Below are 18,379 nucleotides of genomic sequence, written 5' to 3'. Positions count from 1 at the left end.
TCGAGATCGCATTCAACCCTGCTGGTAGAGCGCAAACGCCTGATCGCCGCTCGCATCCTCGTGCACGATCGCCATCAGTCCGCGCACCACGGCCCTCGGATTGGCGTGCTGATAGATGTTGCGGCCATAGACCATGCCTAGAGCGCCTTGTCGCATCAAGGCCGCCGATTTGTCGAAGACGGCACGAAGATCTTCCCTGCCGCCACCGCGGACGAGAACCGGGCAACGGGCTGCTTCCACCACCCTGTGGAAATCCTCGGCATTGGTGGTTGGGTCGGCCTTGACGATATCTGCGCCCATCTCACGGGCGAGCCGCGTCAACGTCACAATCTTGTCCGCGTCACCATCGACCATATAACCCCCTTTTTCGGTGACCGGCTGCATCACCAGCGGCTCGATCATCAGCGGCATGCCATACCTGTCGCAATCGCCCCGCACGCGGGAAATGTTCTGCACGCACTGGCGGAACAGGTCCGGCTCATCAGGCAGCATGAACAGGTTGACGACGACGCAGGCTGCATCCATCTCGATCGCGCCGATCAACGGTTCGGCGTCGTTCTGCAGCACCGCCCACATGTCGCGGTGGCGGATTCGGTTATAGGGATTGCCCATGTCGATGCGCATGACCAGCGCCGGCTTGTCCTTGCCGGGCACGTCCTGCAGCAGGTCCGCTTGGCCGTAATTCATCTGGATCGCATCCGGCGCGGCAGAGACCAGCGCCTTGACGACGGCCTGAATGTCCTCCAGCCCGTTGAGGAAGGACGGCTCGTTGCAGACGCCGTGATCGATCGCCACATCGAGGCAGCGGCCGCCGCCGAACAGCCGGTTCATCCGGACTTTGCTGTTGTGTCGCATTCTGTGCTCCTTGGTTCGTTCCTTGCGGAAAGCATGTCTTCGTCGACGCCGTGGCGTTCGTTGAGAAGGGTGAGAAAGCGGACGCGCTCACTGGCGCGATGCGCGAGCGTCCAGTTCTTATCCTGCGCCAGCAGGTCGAGTGCTGCGTCCATCATGTCGAGTGAAAGCTCGCCCGAAACGGCAAGCGTCGTGCGCCGCAAAAGCAGGTCGTCGAGATGTTCCACCGCTTCCTCGCGGATCAGGAACTGCAATTCGCGCACCGAGTAGGCGGCGTGCGGCAGCGCTTCATCGGGGCTTGGCGCGATGAAGCCGGCAATCGCCTCGGCATCCGTGCCATATCGGGCAAACAGCTCAGCCATGCGCCCTGCGGAAAGGCCTTTGCTGGCTGCCATCTGCGCTAGCCAGGCGGGCGTGTTCGCGGGAAAGGCCCGACCGCCGCCGATCGGCCGATCGGTTGTCGCAACGCGGCGCCGCCTGCCGAGCCTTTCCAGAGCCATGTCGGCCGCCAGTTCCCCGAAGGACCGGAATGTCGTCCACTTGCCGCCGATCATGCAGAGCACCGGCGCACCGCCATCGGGAGGCTCCAGCATGGTGCAGAAATGATCGCGCGGGATGCGTCCGGTAAAGCTGTCGGTGCTCGCCGGCAGCGGCCGCACGCCGGAAAACTGAAAAACGATTTGCTCCGGCCGAATGGTGATATCGGGCAGCACGAAGGCAAGCGATTGCAGGATATAATCCCGCTCGTCCGCCTCGCAGCGCACCGTTTCCGGATCATCGACGCGGATATCGGTGGAACCGACGAGAACCTTACCGAGATAAGGAAAAGCGATACAGATCCGCCCGTCCTCGTTCTCGTAGTAGATCATGTGATCGGCAAGTGCGTCGCGCAGCTCCGCATTGTCGATGATGAGATGCGAGCCCTTGGTGCCGCCCATCAGTGGTGACGGCCGTGCTTCTGGCGAAAACAGGGTTTGATTGGCAAGGTCGATCCAGCCACCGGTGGCGTTGATGATCAGCGCCGGTTCGACGGCAACGGACGCGCCGCCGATCTGATCCTCGACGTGATACTCACCATTTTCGGTACGCCGCAGTTCGGCATAGTTCAGCGCCATCACTCCGAACTTTGCCAAAAGACCATCCTGTAGGAGCTCGATGCCCAACCGCTCCGGATGGCTGACCCAGGCGTCGAAATAGGTGGCGGAACTCTTGATGTCGGGATTGAGCGCCGGCCACTTGGCAAGCGTTGTGCGCCGGCCGCGAAACTGGTGGCGCGGCATCAATGCCCGTTTGCGCGTCAGGAAATCATAGATGCTCAGGCCCGCCTTGATGGCGACGGCGCCACGTCGGCTCGGACGGCGGCTGAGGCCAAGGAAGCGGACAATGCCATTGCCGAGGCCGGAAAAGATATCGAACACCGGCACCGTCGTCGGCAGCGGCGCGACGTAATGCGGCGCGTTGCGCAGCAGCCGGTCCCGCTCGACCAGCGATTCCTGCACCAGCTTGAATTCGCCGTTTTCAAGATAGCGAAGCCCGCCATGGACCATGCGCGACAACGCCGAACTGGCACCGGAGCAATAGTCGTGCTTCTCGACGAGCAGCACGTTCAGCCCCTGCAGGGCCAGTTCCCGAAAGACGCTGATGCCGTTGATGCCGCCGCCGACGACGCAGACGTCCACCTTCGGGCTCTGGCGGAGCCCGTCCAATATTTCTTGCCGTTTCATGATGGCGATCCGCTACCTGTCCATATCAGTCAGTTTCGCCGCTATGGCCGTATCGATGGCCGCAAGATCGGCCGTATCCAGCCGGATGGTCCCGGCCCGCGCATTGTCGAGCGCTTGTGCCGGATTGCGCGCCCCGCAAAGTGCAAAGGTGACGCCCGGCTGCGCCAGCGTCCAGGCAATCACGATCTGGGCGATGCTGGCGCCGTGTTTTTCTGCGAGCGGCCGGATGGCGTCGGCGAGCGCCGCTGCCTTCTGGCGGTTGTCGACTGAAAAGCGCGGATTGTCCTTGCGCTGGTCGTCGCCGGAAAACACACGGTCCGGACCGATGGTGCCGGACAGCAACCCCAGCGCCAGCGACGAGTAACTCAGCGTCGCTATGCCGTTGGCCTTGGTCAGCGGCAGAAGCTCTGCCTCGATCTCGCGGTCGATCATGCTGAACCGCTCCTGGATCGCGTCGAGACCGCCGGCAGCGAGATAGGCATCGAGGTCGTCGGAACTGACATTGCTTGCGCCGATCGCCCGGATCTTGCCCGATGTTCGCAGGTCTTCCAGCGCCCGCATCGTTTCCTCGATCGGGGTCGTCGGGTCCTGCCAATGGGTGATGTAGAGGTCGATATAGTCGGTTCCGAGCCGCCTCAGGCTTTCCTCGACCTCATGCAGGATCGCATCGCCGCCGAGATAACGGTGGACCGGCTTGCCGTCTTGGTCGAAGAAATGACGGCCCTTCTGCGTATGCCAGACAAGGCCGCATTTGGTGGCGATCACAGCCTTGTCGCGTCGCCCAGCCAACGCTTTGCCGACGATCTCTTCGGAACGTCCAAGCCCATAGGCTGGCGCCGTGTCGATCAGCGTTACGCCGGCGTCAATCGATGCCTGGATTGCGGCGATGGATTCGGCCTCGTCGGTCCCGCCCCACATCCAGCCGCCGATCGCCCAGGTGCCCAGCCCGACCGCCGAGGCGGAAACGCCGGATTTGCCGATCTCACGTGTCAATTGCTGTCCATTCATGCCCATTTTCCTTCGCCATTCGCCAGTGCCAGCACCCGCGCACCTGTCGCCTCATCGGTCACCAGCGTATCGAGATGATTGCCCCTGAGAACGCTGAGGATTGGGCCTGCCTTGTTCGGCCCGCTCGCCACGCCGATCTTGGTGGGGATCGAGGCGAATTCCGGCAGCGTCAGCGACACCAGCGACCGGTTGAGGCTGTAGTCGCAGACCTGGCCATGATCATCGAGCAGATGCGCCAGCAATTCGCAGGAGGCGCCGGACCGCTCGATCGCGGCGCGGTCGGTGCTCGAGGAGGGATGCAGGTCGTAATAGCTCGAATCGTCCGACAGGATCGAGCCGATGCCGACCACCGCGACCTTCGCCTCGCGCGCCCGTTTGAAAACGTCGGCGACGGCACGCATGTTGATCAGCATTGCCCGCTGCTCGGCATCGTCGGCAAAGAGCGGCGCGTGAATCTGGTAGGAACGTCCCCCAAGCCGGTCGGCCATCAAGGTCGAGACATGGTTGACGTCGGTATAGTGCTTACCCTGCACGCAGCCCGTTGCTGGAATGACCTCGACATTGAAACGACGTGACGGCTGCAAGCCGGCGACGACGGCGCTCACGCCTTTGCCTCCCGTGATGCAGATCGTATCGCCATCGATGATCTCTTCCAGCAGCAACCGCGCTGCCGCTTCGCCGACGGCCTGAAGCGCCGTTTGCGGATTGTCGGACACAGTCGGCACCACCACGGCGCGGCCGATGCCACCAAGCGCTCGCAGCTGTTCCTCCATATCGACCAGCGGCTCGACCGGCGACTTGATCTTGATCTCGACCAGGCCGAGTTGCCGGCCGCGCTTGATCAGGCGGTTGACGGTAGCATGCGAGATGCCGAGTTGATCGGCAATCTGCGCCTGTGTCAGTCCCTCGAGGAAATGCAAGACCAGGGCCTGGTGCATCTGCCGGGCGATGACGATTTCCTCGCGCGGCGCGTTTGCGGGTTTGAGTTTGGCTATCGGCATGTCAGGCAGCCTTCCGCTTGTGCAGGAAATGGTCGATCGAGACGGCAGCAAGCAGAATGCAGCCTTTAATCATGTCTTGCCAATAGACGGACACGTCGAGCAAGATCAACGAGCTTGTAACGACCGACAGGAGGGCAATGCCGAGAATTGCCCCCAAGATCGTGCCGGAGCCGCCATTCAGCGACGCGCCGCCAATCACCGCGGCTGCGATGATATTGAGCTCCATGCCGACGCCGAAGGTCGGGGTCGCGGCGCCGAAGCGGGACATGTAGATCACCCCGGCAACCCCCGACAGCGTGGCGCAAAGCACCGTCACCCAGAACTTCACCTGGTTGGTCTTGATACCGGAATAGAGCGCCGCCTTCTCGTTGCTGCCGGTGTAGAACACCTTGCGGAAGGCGGTTGCCCGGCGCAGCAGGAAATCGAACAACACGACGACCGCAACAAAAATCAGGATCACATAGGGGACGCCGTAGAACGTGCCTTGCCCGACCGCCTTGAACGAAGGCGGCAAGGTGAACAGCGACAGCGGCGTGCCCTTGGTGATGATCAGGCAGATGCCGCGCACGATGACCATCGCCGCAAGCGAGGTGATGAAGTGGTTGAGCCCGACGACCGTGACGAAAAAGCCCATGACGCAGCCGATCAGGCTGCTGGCTATGATCCCGATCAGGGATGCGCTCCACGGATCGAGCCCCATCAGGAACAGCGAGCCAGACAATACCATCGAGAAGCAGACGACCGAGCCGACCGACAGGTCGATGCCGCCGACGATCAACAGGATGGTCATGCCGACGACGACGATTCCCTCCACCGAGAACGACATCAGCATCGCCCGGAAATTGCCGAGCGTCAGAAAATGCGGCGAGGCAAAGCTCATGACGATGCAGAGCGCCAGGATGATCGCGATCAGTCCCGCCTCGCGCATTGTCCCCAGCCGTTTCCAGCCGGGCGCGCGTGCCTGATGTACCGTTGCCAATGTAGCGTCCGCCATGACCTTGTCTCCCGCCCCTGCGTTTTCTTTATGCGGCATGCTCTGATGCCTTTGAATTGTTAAGACCGCCGATACCCGACGCGAGCCGCATGATCGCTTCCTCCGTCATCGTCTCGTCCTCGACCTCGCCTGCAACGGTGCCCTCGTGGATGACCAGCACCCGGTCGCATAGACCGAGAAGCTCCGGCAGTTCCGACGAGATGACGACAATGCCGATGCCAGAGCGCGCGAGATCGCGCAGCAGCCGGTGGATTTCCGATTTGGCGCCGACATCGATACCGCGGGTTGGCTCGTCCATCAGGATGACCTTCGGATTGACCGCCAGTTGCTTGGCAATCGCTACCTTCTGCTGATTTCCGCCCGACAGCGACGAGACCGGCATGTCGATGCCCCCCATCCGCACCCCGAGCCGCCGGACCAGCTCGTGGGCACGATCCGCCTCGGCTTTGGAATTCAACAGTCCCAGGGGTCCGGTCAGCGATTTCAAATCGAGAACGGCAATGTTCTGGGCGATGGAAAGATCGAGGAAGATGCCGGAGCCTTTCCGGTCTTCCGACAGGTAGACGACACCCGCCTGCGCGGCCTTCGCATAGGAGTGCGCCGGCAGCCGCTGTCCATGCAGTTGCACCTCGCCGGCGATCACCGGCCGCAACCCGCAAATGCCTTCGGCTATCTCGGTGCGCCCGGAGCCGATGAGCCCGCCGACGCCGAGAATTTCGCCCTTGCGCAGTTCGAAGCTCACATCCGTAAAGCGGCTGCCGTCGCCGAGATCGCGGACGCTCAGAATGATCTCGCCGGTCCGCTCCGCCGGCGCTTGCTTTTCTGGATAGAGCTGGGTGATCTCGCGCCCGACCATGCGGCGCACGACATCATCCGGCGTCAAGTCCGCCACCGTCTCCGTCGAGACATAGCGGCCATCGCGAAAGACGGTGACCCGGTCGCACAGGCTGAAGATTTCGGCCATGCGGTGGCTGATATAGATGATCGAAATACCCTGCGCCTTGAGGTCGCGGATGATCCCGAACAGGACCTGCGCCTCCGCTTCCGTCAGAGCCGCCGTCGGTTCGTCGAAGATCAGCACCCGGCAATCGAGCGTCAGTGCCTTGGCGATCTCGACAAGCTGCTGGCTTGATATCGACAAGTCGCCGACTTTGCGGCGAACATCGATCGGCGCCAGACGGTTCATCACGACCTGCGCATCCCGTTCCAGCCTGCCATAATTCATGAAAGGCGAGCGGCGGCGGTTGGTCGCGGCCATGAACATGTTCTCGGCCACCGTCGCATCCGGGCAAAGCGCGATTTCCTGATGCACGAGGCCAAGCCCGAGCGATTGCGCCACCGCCGGCGACGCCACTTTTATCGGCACGCCATCGACAAGGACGTCCCCGTCGGTCGGCTGCAGCACGCCGGCAATGATGTTCATCAGCGTCGACTTGCCCGCGCCGTTTTCGCCGCAAAGTGCATGAACCTCGCCTTTTTCCAGGTTGAAGCTCACATCCGTCAACGCCTTCACTGCACCGAAGTGCTTGCTGACATTGCGGATTTCCAGAACCGGCACCGACGCCACCATAATTTCCTCCTCACGCTCGCGATGGCTGCCCGGAGCTTGAAGCCCCGGACAGCAGGCACAAAGGTTTACTCCTCGATGCCCTTGGTGCCCCGCCGCTTCAGGTACTTGTCCCAGTAGAAGTCGTCGGCATTATTGGCCGTGACGATCGACAGGCCGTTGTCGACGAACGGAATGCTCATCGGGTTGAAGCTGGCGCGCTTGGCGTCGTTCATCGGGTCGATGAGTTCGGGATGCTTGGCGAGCCACAGGAGCATGAAGCCCATGTAACCCTGCATGCCCTGGTTCGGGTTGATCGAGCCGAACACTTCGCCCGCCTTGATCATGTCGAGGATGTTGGCGTTGACGTCGGCGCACATGACGAGGATCTTGCCGCCGCTTTCCTTGTTGGCCTGCGAAGCGCCGATGGCCGAGTTCGCTTCCGGCATGAAGACGGCGCCAAGGTTCGGATGTGCCTGCACCAAGCTCATCAAGCCCTGATAGGCCTTGTTCGGGTCCTGGTTGGACGCAGCGCGGCCGACCAGCTTCATATCAGGATACTTTTCGTCCATTCGGGCGATGAAGGCGGCGATACGCTTGTCGTGGTTGTCCTGGCCCGGATTTTCCAGAACGGCATATTCACCCTTGCCCCCCATCTTTTCGGCAATCGCGTCGGCCGCATAGGTGCCTTCGCGGGTATTGTCCGACGTGATGAACGAGATGCGCTTGGACAGCGGCGCGTCGGCTGCGAAGGTGACGACCGCCGTGCCCTGATCGATGGCCCGGTTGATCGGCTCGATGAACGGATCGGAGTTCATCGGATGAACGAGGATACCGGCCGGGTTCTGGGCCAGCGCCTGGTCGAAGGTGGCGATCTGTTTGTTGACGTCATATTCCGGCGTGCCGGTATAAGCCGTCTCGCAACCGAGCTGCTGACCGGCCTGCTTGAACATTTCATAGACCGGGAACCAATATTCGACGCCCGAAACCATGACATTCATGACGTATTTTTCACCGGGCTTGCAGCGGAACGGATTTTCCGCGTCCGCGCTGGCCACGCCGGCATAAAGCGTCGATGCGAGGACCGCCAATGCGGTCGTGCTTAGAAATCTGCGCAAGTTTCCTCCTCGAGGCCGAAGCCCCTCCCAAATATCCGGCGGCGCCTCAGCGGCTGCCGATGATCCATTGAAGACCGGAGTTCCTCCTCGAAGTCCGGTATGGGCAGATAATCGCAACGGCGGAGCGGTGTCAATATAATTCATCATGTGAAATATATTTCAAACGTCAGCGTCCTGCATGGCGATTGTTGCCCGCATTTGGCGCTCGAAGGCACCGCTTCATGAGAGGCACTTGATGCGGCGGCTGATGAAGCCGTGGGTCGACAGGCCTGAAGACGGTCGTTTGCGGGTTCGACTGCAATCTCTTCAACCGGCCCATTGACATCGGCAGGGTTAAGGCCGAAGCCGCACTCGGCCGCGTATTCGCGGCCGCTTTTGCAAGGATGTCTAAAATGAAGACCGAGACTGGTGTAGCCAATGCCGGAAACCTGATCATAACAGGCGTCGTGCTGATGCTGCTTGGCGATCTGCTTTTTGCGCTGAACGATGCGATGGGCAAGTGGCTTGTTGCGAGCTTTGCCGTCGGTCAGGTGCTGGTGATCCGCTCGGTCGGCGCTTTCATTGTGCTCGGACCAATGATCCTGCGGCAAGGACCGATGGGTTTGTTCCGCGTCGAGCAGAAGGGCCTCCAGTTCATACGCGTTTTCATGGCGACTTGCGATGTCGCGCTGTTTTACGCCGCCGTCGCCTATCTGCCGCTCGCAGACGTCATGACCTTCTATATGGCCGGGCCGATCTACATTGCGGCGCTCTCGCATTTCTTTCTCGGAGAAAAAATCGGCTGGCGGCGTTGGCTGGCCGTTCTGATCGGCTTCGCAGGCGTCGTCATCGCGCTGCGTCCGTCAACCGCAATGCTGTCGCTTCCGTCGCTCTTCGGCCTTGCGGGCAGCCTTGCCTTTGCACTGTCGCTGGTGATGAGCCGCTATCTGCGCTCGACCAGCGACACGACGCTCGTGACATGGCAGACGGTCGCCGCGCTCATCACCGGCATCGTTTTGAGCATCGGCCATTGGCAGCCGGGGACGATTGTCGACTGGTCCGGCATGTTGCTCCTCGGCATCGTCGCCACCTGCGCGCATCTGCTGATCACCCGCTCGCTGAAGCTTGCACCGGCATCGCTGCTCGCGCCGCTCCAATATACGCTGCTGCTCTGGGCGATCATCCTCGGCTACCTCTTCTTCAATGATGTTCCCGACATGCAGGTCATCATCGGCGCCGCAATCATCGTCGTTGCCGGGCTCTTCATCTTCCACCGGAAGAATCTGAAAGAAACGGTTCCGATTGAGGCCGTCCCGCCCGACGGCCATTGAAGCTACAGCGCTGCTTATCTTCAGAGGGATAGAGACATAGTCACGTGGACTTTCCACGGAACAATCTGGACGCTTGCACGCTACTCCCGAGCATTCAAACACGGGAGATCACAATGGCGTCCATGACCCTCGAAGACCTATCCTCGCAACTGAAGAAGATCGATTTCTGCATGCTGTCTACGAACGCCGGGTCGGGCCGCATCTCGGCCCGACCGATGAGCAATAACGGCGACGTCGAATATGACGGGGATTCCTGGTTCTTTTCGTATGAAGACAGCAGAAAAATCACCGAGATCGAAGGCATCGACGCCGTCTCGCTGACGTTCACGGCGCCTCCCAGCCTCCTCGGCAAGCCGGGGATTTTCATCGCTGTCGAGGGCTTTGCCTCACTGGTACGGGACAAGGCGACATTTGAAGAACATTGGGTCCCCGATCTCGAGCGGTGGTTTCCTGAAGGAGTGGACACTCCTGGGATCGTTCTCATCAAGGTTTCGGCGTCCTCCATCCGGTACTGGGATGGAGAGGAAAACGGTGAGATCGCCCTGCCTGGCTCCGCGCGTTAAGGAAAGCATGGCCGCCCCTGCGCCCTTGCATGTTTCGATGATGCACACGGCCCGTTCTATGGATCTAATGGCCCGCCCCGCATGATGTGAGGCTGGCGCGCATTGGTCGGCAGATCACGTCAATGACCACTCTCATCCACCGGCGGCGGCTCCCAGCCGAACACGCTGCGGCCGCCGAAATCCGCGGAGTGCCGGAATTCGCCGGCGATGATTTCCTTGAGGTCGGGGCCGGTCACATAGCGTTCCATCTGCCTGGATTGGTCGTCCAGGCGCCGCAGCGCCTGCAACTCCTCCTCCCGCCCCAGCTTGCCCTTCTGCACCGCCGATTTCATCACGGCGATGGTCTCGTCATAGACCTTGAGCGGAACCGGAAAGGGATGTCGGTCCTTGCCGCCATGGGCGATCGAGAAGCGCGCCGGATCGGAAAAGCGGCAAGGCGCGCCGTGGACGACTTCCGCCACCATCGCCAGCGCCTTCACCGTGCGGGCGCCGACGCCTGGAACCAGCAGCAGCTCTTCGAAATCCGCCGGTCCGCGATCGGCCGCGGCGGCCAGATTTCCGTGCAGGCGCCGCATATTGACGTCGCTCTCGCGGACGTCGTGATGGGCGGGCATGATCAGGTGCGGCAGCATCGGCTGTTCGGCAGGTTCGGGCGCGGGTTCTTCGGCACGCAGCAGCGCGGCGGCCTCGCGGATGATCCGGTCGGGGCCGAGCGTCGCCAGCAGATCGAGCTGGCCGCGCCGCGAGCGCTCGGCGCGCCTGTCGGCCAGATTGACGATCTCGCCCTGGCTCCTTCCCTCGATTGCCGCATGCGGCGAGTCGACGAAACTCTCCAGCCCTTCCGACAGCCAGTGATAGCGCCGGGCCTGCCGCCTGTCGCCATTCATACCCTGCTGCACCACCACCCAATGGCCGTCATCGGCAACAATGAACCCGTGGAGATAAAGATCGAACCCGTCCTGAAGGGCAGCACTGTCGACCTTGGCGATGAGACGGCTCGTGGTCGCCAGCCCCTCTCCGTCGAGACCGACACGCTCGCCGATCGAGACAAGCTCCTGCGGGGTCTTGCGCGAATGCGCGCCGCGACCGCCGCAGACATGCAGGCCGAGTTCGCCGGCACGCGGCTTCAGCCCACGCTTCAGCGCCCCGAGAACGCTGGTGGTGATGCCGGAGGAATGCCAGTCCATGCCCATGACCGCACCGAAGGACTGGAACCAGAAGGGATGCGCGAGCCTGCGCAGGAATTCGTCGCGGCCATAGTGATGGACGATCGCCTCGGTGATCAGCGTGCCGAGCCGCGTCATCCGATCGCCGAGCCAATGCGGCACACGTCCCCCGTGAAGGGGAAGATCGGCGCTGCCTGCTCGTTGTGACATCTCGTTTCCTTGCACTTTGTATCGCCCGTCGTTGCCGGCATGTTCGCCTCATCCGGCGCGACAGGGAACCCAAAAATATTCCAGGCGTTTGCTCTCCCAGTGAGAGGCCGAGGCAATCATGACGACATTCGAAACCATCTTCAATGACCCGAACTTGCCCCAGACAAAATCACAACGACCAGGCGACCGCCCAAAACAGGAGGGCGGCGCCTTGCGCTTGGAAGGAAGCGCGGCGAAGGCAGCCTTCCTGATCAACGGCAACAGCTATTTCGCCGAACTGGCGCGCGTGCTGCGGCAGGCGCGGCGCACCGTCTGGATCATCGGATGGGATTTCAATCCCGACATCCGGATGCAACCGGAAAAATCCGACGAAACATTGGCCGATCTGCTGCATGCCCTGGCCGCGGCAAATCCCAAGCTTGAAATACGCATCCTCATCTGGACGCTCGGGCCGATCTATTCGGAGAAATCCCTGCAGGTGCTGCGAAAGAAGAACTTTCCCAGGAATGCACGGATCGATCTGCGCTTCGAGCTTCAACCGACATTGCGCGGCTGCCACCATCAGAAACTCGTCTGCATCGACGACGCCGTCGCCTTCATCGGCGGCATAGACCTGACGTCGCGGCGATGGGATACCCGGCGCCATCGCGCCGAGGAGAAACTGCGGCGCGACCCGGAGGGCGTTTCCTACGATCCGCTGCACGACGTTCAGGCAATGGTCACCGGCGATGCCGCCAGGCTGATCGGCGACATCGCCAGGCAGCGCTGGGAAAATGCCACCGGCGAGATCCACCTGCCTTTGGCCGAAAATATCCGCTTCGTCTGGCCGGACGATCTCGCCATTTCCATGAGGGAGGTTGCGGTCAGCTTCGCGCTGACGGAGCCTTCGACCGCACTTCGCCCCGGCATTAGCGACGGCATCGCCATGACATTGGACGTCATCGCCCGCGCGCGGCGGCAGCTCTACATCGAGGCGCAATATCTCGCCTCTTTCCGCGTTGCCGACGCCATTGCCGCGCGGCTGCAGGAGGAAGACGGGCCTGAGGTCGTCATCATCTGTACGCGCAGTTCTCACGGACTGATCGAAAAGCTCGTCATGGGCGGCAATCGCGACCGCGTCATCCGCCGCCTCAAACGCGCCGATCGCGCCGGCCGTTTGCGCGTCTATTACGCGGTCACGCCGGGAGAGGACGGCGAGGTGGAGGTGCTCGTCCATTCCAAACTGATAATCGCCGATGACGAACTGGTCCGCATCGGCTCCTCCAACCTCAACAATCGCTCGGAAGGGCTGGATTGCGAATGCGACATGCTGTTCGAGGCTGGCAATGACGAGCACCGCGGCGCAATCGCGGATTTGCGCAATCGCCTGCTTTCGGAATATCTCGGAACCAAACCCGAAAGCTTTGCCGCAGCCTTTGCGCAAAGCGGCTCGGTCATCGCTGCGGTCGATGCGCTCAATGACGGGCCTCGGGGCTTGCGAGAATTCACCGTTGCGCTGTCGGGCAGCATTTCACCGATTACAGGCACAGGGCTCTTCGACCCGGTTCGACCCTTCGCACCCTTAGACCGACTGGGCCTCGGCGCGCTCGTCCGCCTCCTCATCCGGCCGGCGTGATCTCCGCCGGAAGATCATCTCGCTGATGACGAGAAGCGTGGATCCGAGCGCCAGCGGGATGAAGAAATAGGCGCAGCGGAACGCAATCAGCGCGCCGATCGAGGCCTCCTTCGGCACGGCATAGGAAACGGTCGCCTCGAGCACGCCGAGGCCGCCCGGAACATGTGTTGCGAGAATTGCCGAATTGGCGAGCACGTAAGCCGTCACCGACCGGAAAAAGGCGACGTCGCCAAAGGCCGAGAGCATCTGGTGCAGACAGGCGGAGACGAGCATGAAGTTGAGCGTCCCGACCCCGACCTGCGCGACCGCGGTCGAAAATCGCGGCAGCTGAAACTCCCAGCGCCACAGCCGCAACGTGCCGCGGATGAAGAACGCCAGGCCCGTATAGACAACCGGCACGACCAGCGCCACCGCGCCGAAGATGCGCACACTCCCCGGATCAATGCGCAGCAGACGCCCAGCATCACCGGGATTGACGATCATCGCGAGACCGCTAAGCGTGATCAGCCCCAACCCCACCGTGACGCCACAAAACAGTATGACCTTCGCCACGTCCTCCGCCGTCAGCCCCCAGCGAGAATAGAAACGATAGCGGAAGGCGCCGCTGCTCAGGCCGGCAAAGCCGATATTGTGGCCGAGCGACAGGCTGATGAATGAAGTCAGCGCTATCCTGGAATAGGGCAAGGATTTGCCGAGCGAACGGATCGCCAGCAGATCGAAACAGCTGAGGCACAGATAGGATGCCGCCGCAAACAGAAGGGCTGTGCAGAAGGTCGAAAAAGGAATGCTGCGAACCGACTGGACGATCTGCTCGAGACTATACTGTTGGAAGATCCGATAGAGGAGAAAGACCGCAAGGCAAAGCGCGGCCATGAGCAGTCCATTCCAGATTACGCTTTTCAAGCTCATCGATTGTCCGTTTCCGAGATGCGAGCGCGACGGCTCGATGATCTGGAACGATCAAACGAGTTCTGTGTTCCCAAGGAGAACACGTTCTATGTTCTCCCTGGGGAGGAACGAGTTCCGTGTTCTCCCGGAGGGAACAAGCTTTTCAGCGGGGCCAATGCCGGATAAATCGATCAAACTTCTGACCTATAACGTGCACAGTTGTCTCGGCAGCGACCGGAAGCTCGATCCCGGCCGCATCGCTTCCGTCATCGCCGAGGCCGGGGCCGATATCGTCGCGCTTCAGGAGGTCGATGTCCTCAGGCGCAGGACCGGCGGCGTCGACCAGGCCCATATGATTGCCTCGCTGCTGAAGATGCAGGCGCATTTCCATCCGGCGCTGTCGGTTGCCGAGGAGCAATATGGCGACGCGATCATCACCGCGCTGCCGACAGGCGCGGTCAAGGCCGGCCCGCTGCCATCCATCGGCGAACAGCGCGGAGCGCTGTCCGTCGAAATACTGGTCGGCGACCGAAAACTGCTGGTCGTCAACACCCATCTCGGCCTTCGCGGCCGCGAGCGTATCCGGCAGATGACGACACTGCTGAATTCCGGCTGGCTGCGCGGCACGGCGGACGAAGCGCTTCCCAGCATTCTTTGCGGCGATTTCAACGCCATTCCGTCGTCGGCGGCTTACCGACTTGCCGCGCGCTCATTAAAGGACGCCCAACTCGCAGGCAGCAACGCGCCGAGAGCGACCTTTCCATCCCGCTACCCGCTGATGCGCCTCGACCACATCTTCGTTACCGAGGATCTGATCGTCAAACAGGCGGCGGTCCTGGAAAACCGGCTGACAAGAGTCGCCTCCGACCACCTGCCTCTGCTAGCGGAAATCGGTTTCGCGTGATCAGTCGTCGACGCTGACTGACGTCACCTGGCGAACTTCCGGTTCATCGCCGCCGCCACCAACGGCACCGCCGTCGTCGCCACGGCTCCCAGAGGCAGCCGCCGGATGCCCCGCGTAACGACGAATGCTGCCGCCATCGCGCCTGCCAGCTTGAGCCAGGGCTGATTGCCGAGCTGTACATGGGCGCTTGCATCGGCCCAACGGACGTTCTCCGCAACGACGGTCGCGGCCTGATGCTGGATCACGTGAAGGCGCGCGCGGAGGTTTTCGATCTCTTCTCTCAGTTCTCGCAAGCGGCCTTCCAGGGCATGACCATCGGAGACATCACCATCAGAGACCAGGAGAGGTTCCTCGACGATGTCGCCAACCGGAACATGACCACCGAGTGTTGCAATATACGCCCGATAGTCGGCCTCGCTCGCGAAACCCTCACGTCTGATGAGATCGGGATTGATGGTGGCTTCTTCCAAAGCCGCCGGTGCGGTGCCGGCACCGCCGGGCATACCCCTATTTGTGCCGATCTCTCCGCGTTCGTCCTTCAACATGATGCGTCTCCAGTTGTTTCCTGGCGATAGAACGTCTGACGGCTCAGAAGGATGCATCGGCCGCCGCTTCCCAGGCTGGACAAAATGCTGGTTTCGGCGAATATTGAAACGAATATTTCACGAGTCGTGCAGTATGAAATATCTATTCCACTGATGCGTCATGCGTCCGACAGGGATTATGTGCAGAACCGGTTCGAGGGGATCGGCATCTTCACCCGAGATTGATTGTTCTTCTTCAGGCATTTCCTTCCGACGGATCCAGGAATTTCGGAAGGTCAAGAGGAAGGGGCGAACGGCCGCTGGTTGCGAGCAAACCTGTGCGCCGACCGCCTCAGGCGGAAGAGGATTTTCACTCGACGGGAGGCGAACTGCAACAGCCCCTGCGCCCGGCGCCGTAACGAGACGCTGTGAGCCGAGGAGGGACTCATGTTGGGAAGGCTATTGTCACGCGTTCGAATCCAGACGCAGGTAATGGTGTTCATCATTCCCTTCGTCTTGAGCATCATGGCCGTGGGCGCGACAGGTTTTTATGCGTCGAGCCTGCTCCAGGGGCGGATGGATATTTCAAATTCCGTCCTGCAGTCCTTGAGCGGCTTTCGGGATTTGTCGGCCGCGATGGGCGAGTTCCTCGCCAATGCCACGCAAGAAAACCGGGATGTCGTCACCCGAAAACTTGCCGATCAACGCACCCTTCTGAAAGCCGGCATCGATAAGCTCGCCGCCGATCGCAGCGGTCAGCAGGAGCTCGAGCAGGCGCAATCCTCCATCGACGGAATTTCAACCCGCATGGATTCGCTCTGGCGACTTCAGGAGAACCGGGCGGCGCTGCTCATCGATCTTCAGAAGGCATTGAGCGTCGTCGTGTCGTCCCAGACGGATATCGTCGAAGGTACCAAGGTTCTTCAGCGGGCTGCCGACAGCCAGGAGGACGAAGCACGCAACATGCTGGGCGACGCGCAGCGTATTTCCGATTTCTTATCCTTCGCCCAGGCGTTTAACGACAAGGTTCAAGCCGCCGCCGGTATCGGCGGGCCTGACATGGAAGAACTCGGCCGGCAGCAGCGGGTCCTGGCGATGGCGCTGGCCGGCGAAGCGCCGGAGGCCAAAAAGGCGATCGACGACGCCATTGTTTCCTTGAAGCCGCTTGTCGAGGCCACCGGTCAAACCGAGGAACGCGCAGCCGGCCTCAGCAATGCGATGGGCCAGATCGTCGGCAGACTGCCTGAATTGCAGGCGGCCGCCGCACGGCGGGTGAAGGCGGCAACGGAAAAGGCGGCCGAGATTGCCAAGCCGGTCGAGCGCGCTAAGGCCAGCCAGAGAGACGGCCAGAAACTGATCACGTCGGCTTACGTGATTCAGATCGTCATGGCCAAACTGACGCTCGCGCCGACGGACGCCAATCTTCAGAGACTCTCGCAGGAAATTACCGCTGTCAGGAAAGGCTTGGACATGCTGATTTCCAACGCCGGCAGCGTTGCGCAGTTCGACAAACTCAAATCGAAGCTTCTGCCGGCGCTGGACAAGATGCAGGAGGCTGCCGCGGACCTCGTCCACATCAGCGCACAGCGCCAGGAGGAATTCCGTTCGGCCGCCGCCGACGTGGACGGGATGTGGTCTCAACTGACGGCTTTCGCCGAAATGCAGCGGCAGAACGCGGCCGACGAACGCACGGACGCCAACTCGATGTCTCTCGGCACGACAATCCTCGGCGTGGTGATCGCGATCCTCGCAGGCGTCGGGCTGACCGTGACGCTCAAGGGCCCGATCAATCAGATCACCTCGGCCATGAGGCGCCTGGCGGATGGCAAGCTCGAAACATCAATCGTTGGCGAGCGCCGGGCCGATGAAATCGGCGATATGGCCCGCGCGCTCGGCGTATTCAAGAACAATGCCATCGCCAAGGTCGAGATCGAGGAGCGCAGCGAGATCGAGCGATCGAAGGCCGAAGAGGAAAGGCATCGCAACGATGAGGAAAAACGCGCGGTCGAAGAGCAGATAGACTTCGCGGTGACGGCACTGGCACAGGGTCTCGGTCGACTGGCGCAGGGCGACATTTCGCAGACGATCGCGACACCCTTTTTCGGACGGTTGGAGCAGCTTCGCAACGATTTCAACGCGTCGCTGCTACGGCTGCAGGAAACGATCGACCAGATCCGCACGAACACCCGGATGATCGAAGGCAATGCCGGGCAAATGGATCTCGCCGCGGGCGATCTAGCAAGGCGCACGGAACAACAGGCCGTCGCACTCGAGGAGATTGCAGCAGCCATCGAAGAAATCACCACGACGGTTCGTTCGTCTGCAGCCTGCGCCGATGACGCCCATCAGATCATCACCGACACCAAACAGGCGGCCGATTCGTCATCCCAGGTCGTCGCCAGTGCTATCGATGCGATGAGCAAGATCGAAGCGGCGTCCGACGAGATCGTTCAAATCATCGGCGTCATCGACGAAATCGCGTTTCAGACGAACCTGCTTGCGCTCAACGCCGGCATCGAAGCGGCCCGCGCCGGCGAGGCCGGAAAGGGCTTTGCGGTCGTGGCCCAGGAAGTGCGCGAGCTCGCCCAGCGCTCCGCGGAGGCCGGCCAAAGGATCAAACAGCTCATCGGACGTTCGCAGACGGAGATTGCCAATGGAGCGCGTGTCGTGCGCGAAACGAGCGAAGTCCTCGAAAGCATTTCGGCGAAAGTGGTCACAGCCTCCGGGCAGATGGACGTGATCGCCCGCTCGAGCAGAGAGCAGTATAACGCCCTTCATGAAGTGAATTCTTCCGTCAACCGGATGGACCAGATGACGCAGCAGAATGCGGCCATGGTCGAGGAAACCAGCGCGGCGACGAAGGAACTTGCCGACGAGACGAGGATACTCCTCCAATTGATCGATCAGTTCCAATTGGCGGAAACGGACACGCTTCGTCGAACCGCTGCGGCATAGA

At 61.5% G+C, this 18,379-nt stretch carries 15 protein-coding genes; 5 read left to right on the top strand and 10 right to left on the bottom strand.

All coding sequences use genetic code 11. The annotated features are described in order from the left end of the window. Window positions 1–12 precede the first annotated feature (12 nt). The 7 genes from NE851_RS34990 to NE851_RS34960 all read right to left on the bottom strand — a co-directional run bounded on the left by NE851_RS34990 (window position 13) and on the right by NE851_RS34960 (window position 8,243). Window positions 13–855: a class I fructose-bisphosphate aldolase gene (locus NE851_RS34990; protein WP_097543763.1), complete on the bottom strand. Its 843-nt coding sequence runs from the start codon at window positions 853–855 to the stop codon at window positions 13–15. Further along, window positions 828–2,576, bottom strand: a complete 1,749-nt coding sequence (locus tag NE851_RS34985) for a glycerol-3-phosphate dehydrogenase/oxidase (RefSeq protein ID WP_063473754.1) — start codon at window positions 2,574–2,576, stop codon at window positions 828–830. The genes NE851_RS34990 and NE851_RS34985 overlap by 28 nt, the downstream gene beginning before the upstream one ends. Before the next feature lie 12 nt (window positions 2,577–2,588). Further along, window positions 2,589–3,584, bottom strand: a complete 996-nt coding sequence (locus tag NE851_RS34980; protein WP_047619220.1) for an aldo/keto reductase — start codon at window positions 3,582–3,584, stop codon at window positions 2,589–2,591. Then, a complete protein-coding gene (locus tag NE851_RS34975) occupies window positions 3,581–4,585 on the bottom strand; it encodes a sugar-binding transcriptional regulator (RefSeq protein ID WP_063473755.1) in 1,005 nt (334 codons plus the stop codon). The genes NE851_RS34980 and NE851_RS34975 overlap by 4 nt, the downstream gene beginning before the upstream one ends. A gap of 1 nt (window position 4,586) precedes the next feature. Continuing rightward, the gene (locus tag NE851_RS34970; protein ID WP_088930321.1) at window positions 4,587–5,579 is read right to left on the bottom strand and encodes an ABC transporter permease; all 993 of its coding nucleotides are present in this window, start codon (window positions 5,577–5,579) and stop codon (window positions 4,587–4,589) included. 28 nt (window positions 5,580–5,607) lie between these two features. Further along, complete coding sequence (locus NE851_RS34965; protein ID WP_244604833.1) at window positions 5,608–7,149, bottom strand: sugar ABC transporter ATP-binding protein; 1,542 nt, start codon at window positions 7,147–7,149, stop codon at window positions 5,608–5,610. Between the two features lie 65 nt (window positions 7,150–7,214). Beyond that, window positions 7,215–8,243, bottom strand: coding sequence for a substrate-binding domain-containing protein (locus NE851_RS34960; RefSeq protein WP_047619177.1), 1,029 nt, complete (start codon window positions 8,241–8,243; stop codon window positions 7,215–7,217). 392 nt (window positions 8,244–8,635) lie between these two features. On the opposite strand from NE851_RS34960, the gene NE851_RS34955 reads away from it, so the two are divergent. Next, entirely contained in the window at window positions 8,636–9,553 is a 918-nt protein-coding gene (locus NE851_RS34955) for a DMT family transporter (protein ID WP_097543762.1), read from the top strand. A 113-nt stretch (window positions 9,554–9,666) separates the two neighbouring features. Further along, window positions 9,667–10,116 carry a pyridoxamine 5'-phosphate oxidase family protein gene (locus NE851_RS34950; RefSeq protein ID WP_047619183.1) on the top strand — a complete coding sequence of 150 codons (450 nt, stop codon included), beginning with the start codon at window positions 9,667–9,669 and terminating at the stop codon, window positions 10,114–10,116. A 119-nt stretch (window positions 10,117–10,235) separates the two neighbouring features. On the opposite strand, the gene NE851_RS34945 is transcribed toward NE851_RS34950, so the two are convergent. Next, the gene (locus NE851_RS34945; protein ID WP_097543761.1) at window positions 10,236–11,492 is read right to left on the bottom strand and encodes a DUF763 domain-containing protein; all 1,257 of its coding nucleotides are present in this window, start codon (window positions 11,490–11,492) and stop codon (window positions 10,236–10,238) included. Window positions 11,493–11,610: 118 nt separating this feature from the next. On the opposite strand from NE851_RS34945, the gene NE851_RS34940 reads away from it, so the two are divergent. After that, window positions 11,611–13,107, top strand: a complete 1,497-nt coding sequence (locus tag NE851_RS34940; RefSeq protein ID WP_097543760.1) for a phospholipase D-like domain-containing protein — start codon at window positions 11,611–11,613, stop codon at window positions 13,105–13,107. Here NE851_RS34940 and NE851_RS34935 read toward each other — a convergent pair. After that, window positions 13,054–14,016 (bottom strand): lysylphosphatidylglycerol synthase domain-containing protein, encoded by a 963-nt coding sequence (locus tag NE851_RS34935; protein ID WP_254962546.1) that lies wholly within the window; start codon window positions 14,014–14,016, stop codon window positions 13,054–13,056. The genes NE851_RS34940 and NE851_RS34935 overlap by 54 nt on opposite strands. Before the next feature lie 154 nt (window positions 14,017–14,170). Between NE851_RS34935 and NE851_RS34930 the strand changes: the two genes are divergently transcribed. Beyond that, window positions 14,171–14,899: an endonuclease/exonuclease/phosphatase family protein gene (locus tag NE851_RS34930; protein WP_127431088.1), complete on the top strand. Its 729-nt coding sequence runs from the start codon at window positions 14,171–14,173 to the stop codon at window positions 14,897–14,899. Between the two features lie 23 nt (window positions 14,900–14,922). Here the strand turns inward: NE851_RS34930 and NE851_RS34925 are convergent, their stop codons facing one another. Further along, window positions 14,923–15,444: a hypothetical protein gene (locus NE851_RS34925; protein ID WP_097543757.1), complete on the bottom strand. Its 522-nt coding sequence runs from the start codon at window positions 15,442–15,444 to the stop codon at window positions 14,923–14,925. 426 nt (window positions 15,445–15,870) lie between these two features. Between NE851_RS34925 and NE851_RS34920 the strand changes: the two genes are divergently transcribed. Further along, complete coding sequence (locus tag NE851_RS34920; RefSeq protein WP_254962542.1) at window positions 15,871–18,378, top strand: methyl-accepting chemotaxis protein; 2,508 nt, start codon at window positions 15,871–15,873, stop codon at window positions 18,376–18,378. Window position 18,379 lies beyond the last annotated feature (1 nt).

The organism is Rhizobium anhuiense bv. trifolii, from assembly GCF_024346605.1.
Lineage (GTDB): Bacteria > Pseudomonadota > Alphaproteobacteria > Rhizobiales > Rhizobiaceae > Rhizobium > Rhizobium anhuiense.
Note: the sequence above shows the minus strand (reverse complement) of the source record. Positions and strands in the feature narration are given on the sequence as shown.

Bases quoted from the DNA above. Each gene is read 5' to 3' on its own strand.
- NE851_RS34990 (WP_097543763.1), bottom strand. From the start codon at position 855: ATGCGACACAACAGCAAAGTCCGGATGAACCGGCTGTTCGGCGGCGGC.
- NE851_RS34985 (WP_063473754.1), bottom strand. From the start codon at position 2,576: ATGAAACGGCAAGAAATATTGGACGGGCTCCGCCAGAGCCCGAAGGTG.
- NE851_RS34980 (WP_047619220.1), bottom strand. From the start codon at position 3,584: ATGAATGGACAGCAATTGACACGTGAGATCGGCAAATCCGGCGTTTCC.
- NE851_RS34975 (WP_063473755.1), bottom strand. From the start codon at position 4,585: ATGCCGATAGCCAAACTCAAACCCGCAAACGCGCCGCGCGAGGAAATC.
- NE851_RS34970 (WP_088930321.1), bottom strand. From the start codon at position 5,579: ATGGCGGACGCTACATTGGCAACGGTACATCAGGCACGCGCGCCCGGC.
- NE851_RS34965 (WP_244604833.1), bottom strand. From the start codon at position 7,149: ATGGTGGCGTCGGTGCCGGTTCTGGAAATCCGCAATGTCAGCAAGCAC.
- NE851_RS34955 (WP_097543762.1), top strand. From the start codon at position 8,636: ATGAAGACCGAGACTGGTGTAGCCAATGCCGGAAACCTGATCATAACA.
- NE851_RS34950 (WP_047619183.1), top strand. From the start codon at position 9,667: ATGGCGTCCATGACCCTCGAAGACCTATCCTCGCAACTGAAGAAGATC.
- NE851_RS34945 (WP_097543761.1), bottom strand. From the start codon at position 11,492: ATGTCACAACGAGCAGGCAGCGCCGATCTTCCCCTTCACGGGGGACGT.
- NE851_RS34940 (WP_097543760.1), top strand. From the start codon at position 11,611: ATGACGACATTCGAAACCATCTTCAATGACCCGAACTTGCCCCAGACA.
- NE851_RS34935 (WP_254962546.1), bottom strand. From the start codon at position 14,016: ATGAGCTTGAAAAGCGTAATCTGGAATGGACTGCTCATGGCCGCGCTT.
- NE851_RS34930 (WP_127431088.1), top strand. From the start codon at position 14,171: ATGCCGGATAAATCGATCAAACTTCTGACCTATAACGTGCACAGTTGT.
- NE851_RS34925 (WP_097543757.1), bottom strand. From the start codon at position 15,444: ATGTTGAAGGACGAACGCGGAGAGATCGGCACAAATAGGGGTATGCCC.
- NE851_RS34920 (WP_254962542.1), top strand. From the start codon at position 15,871: ATGTTGGGAAGGCTATTGTCACGCGTTCGAATCCAGACGCAGGTAATG.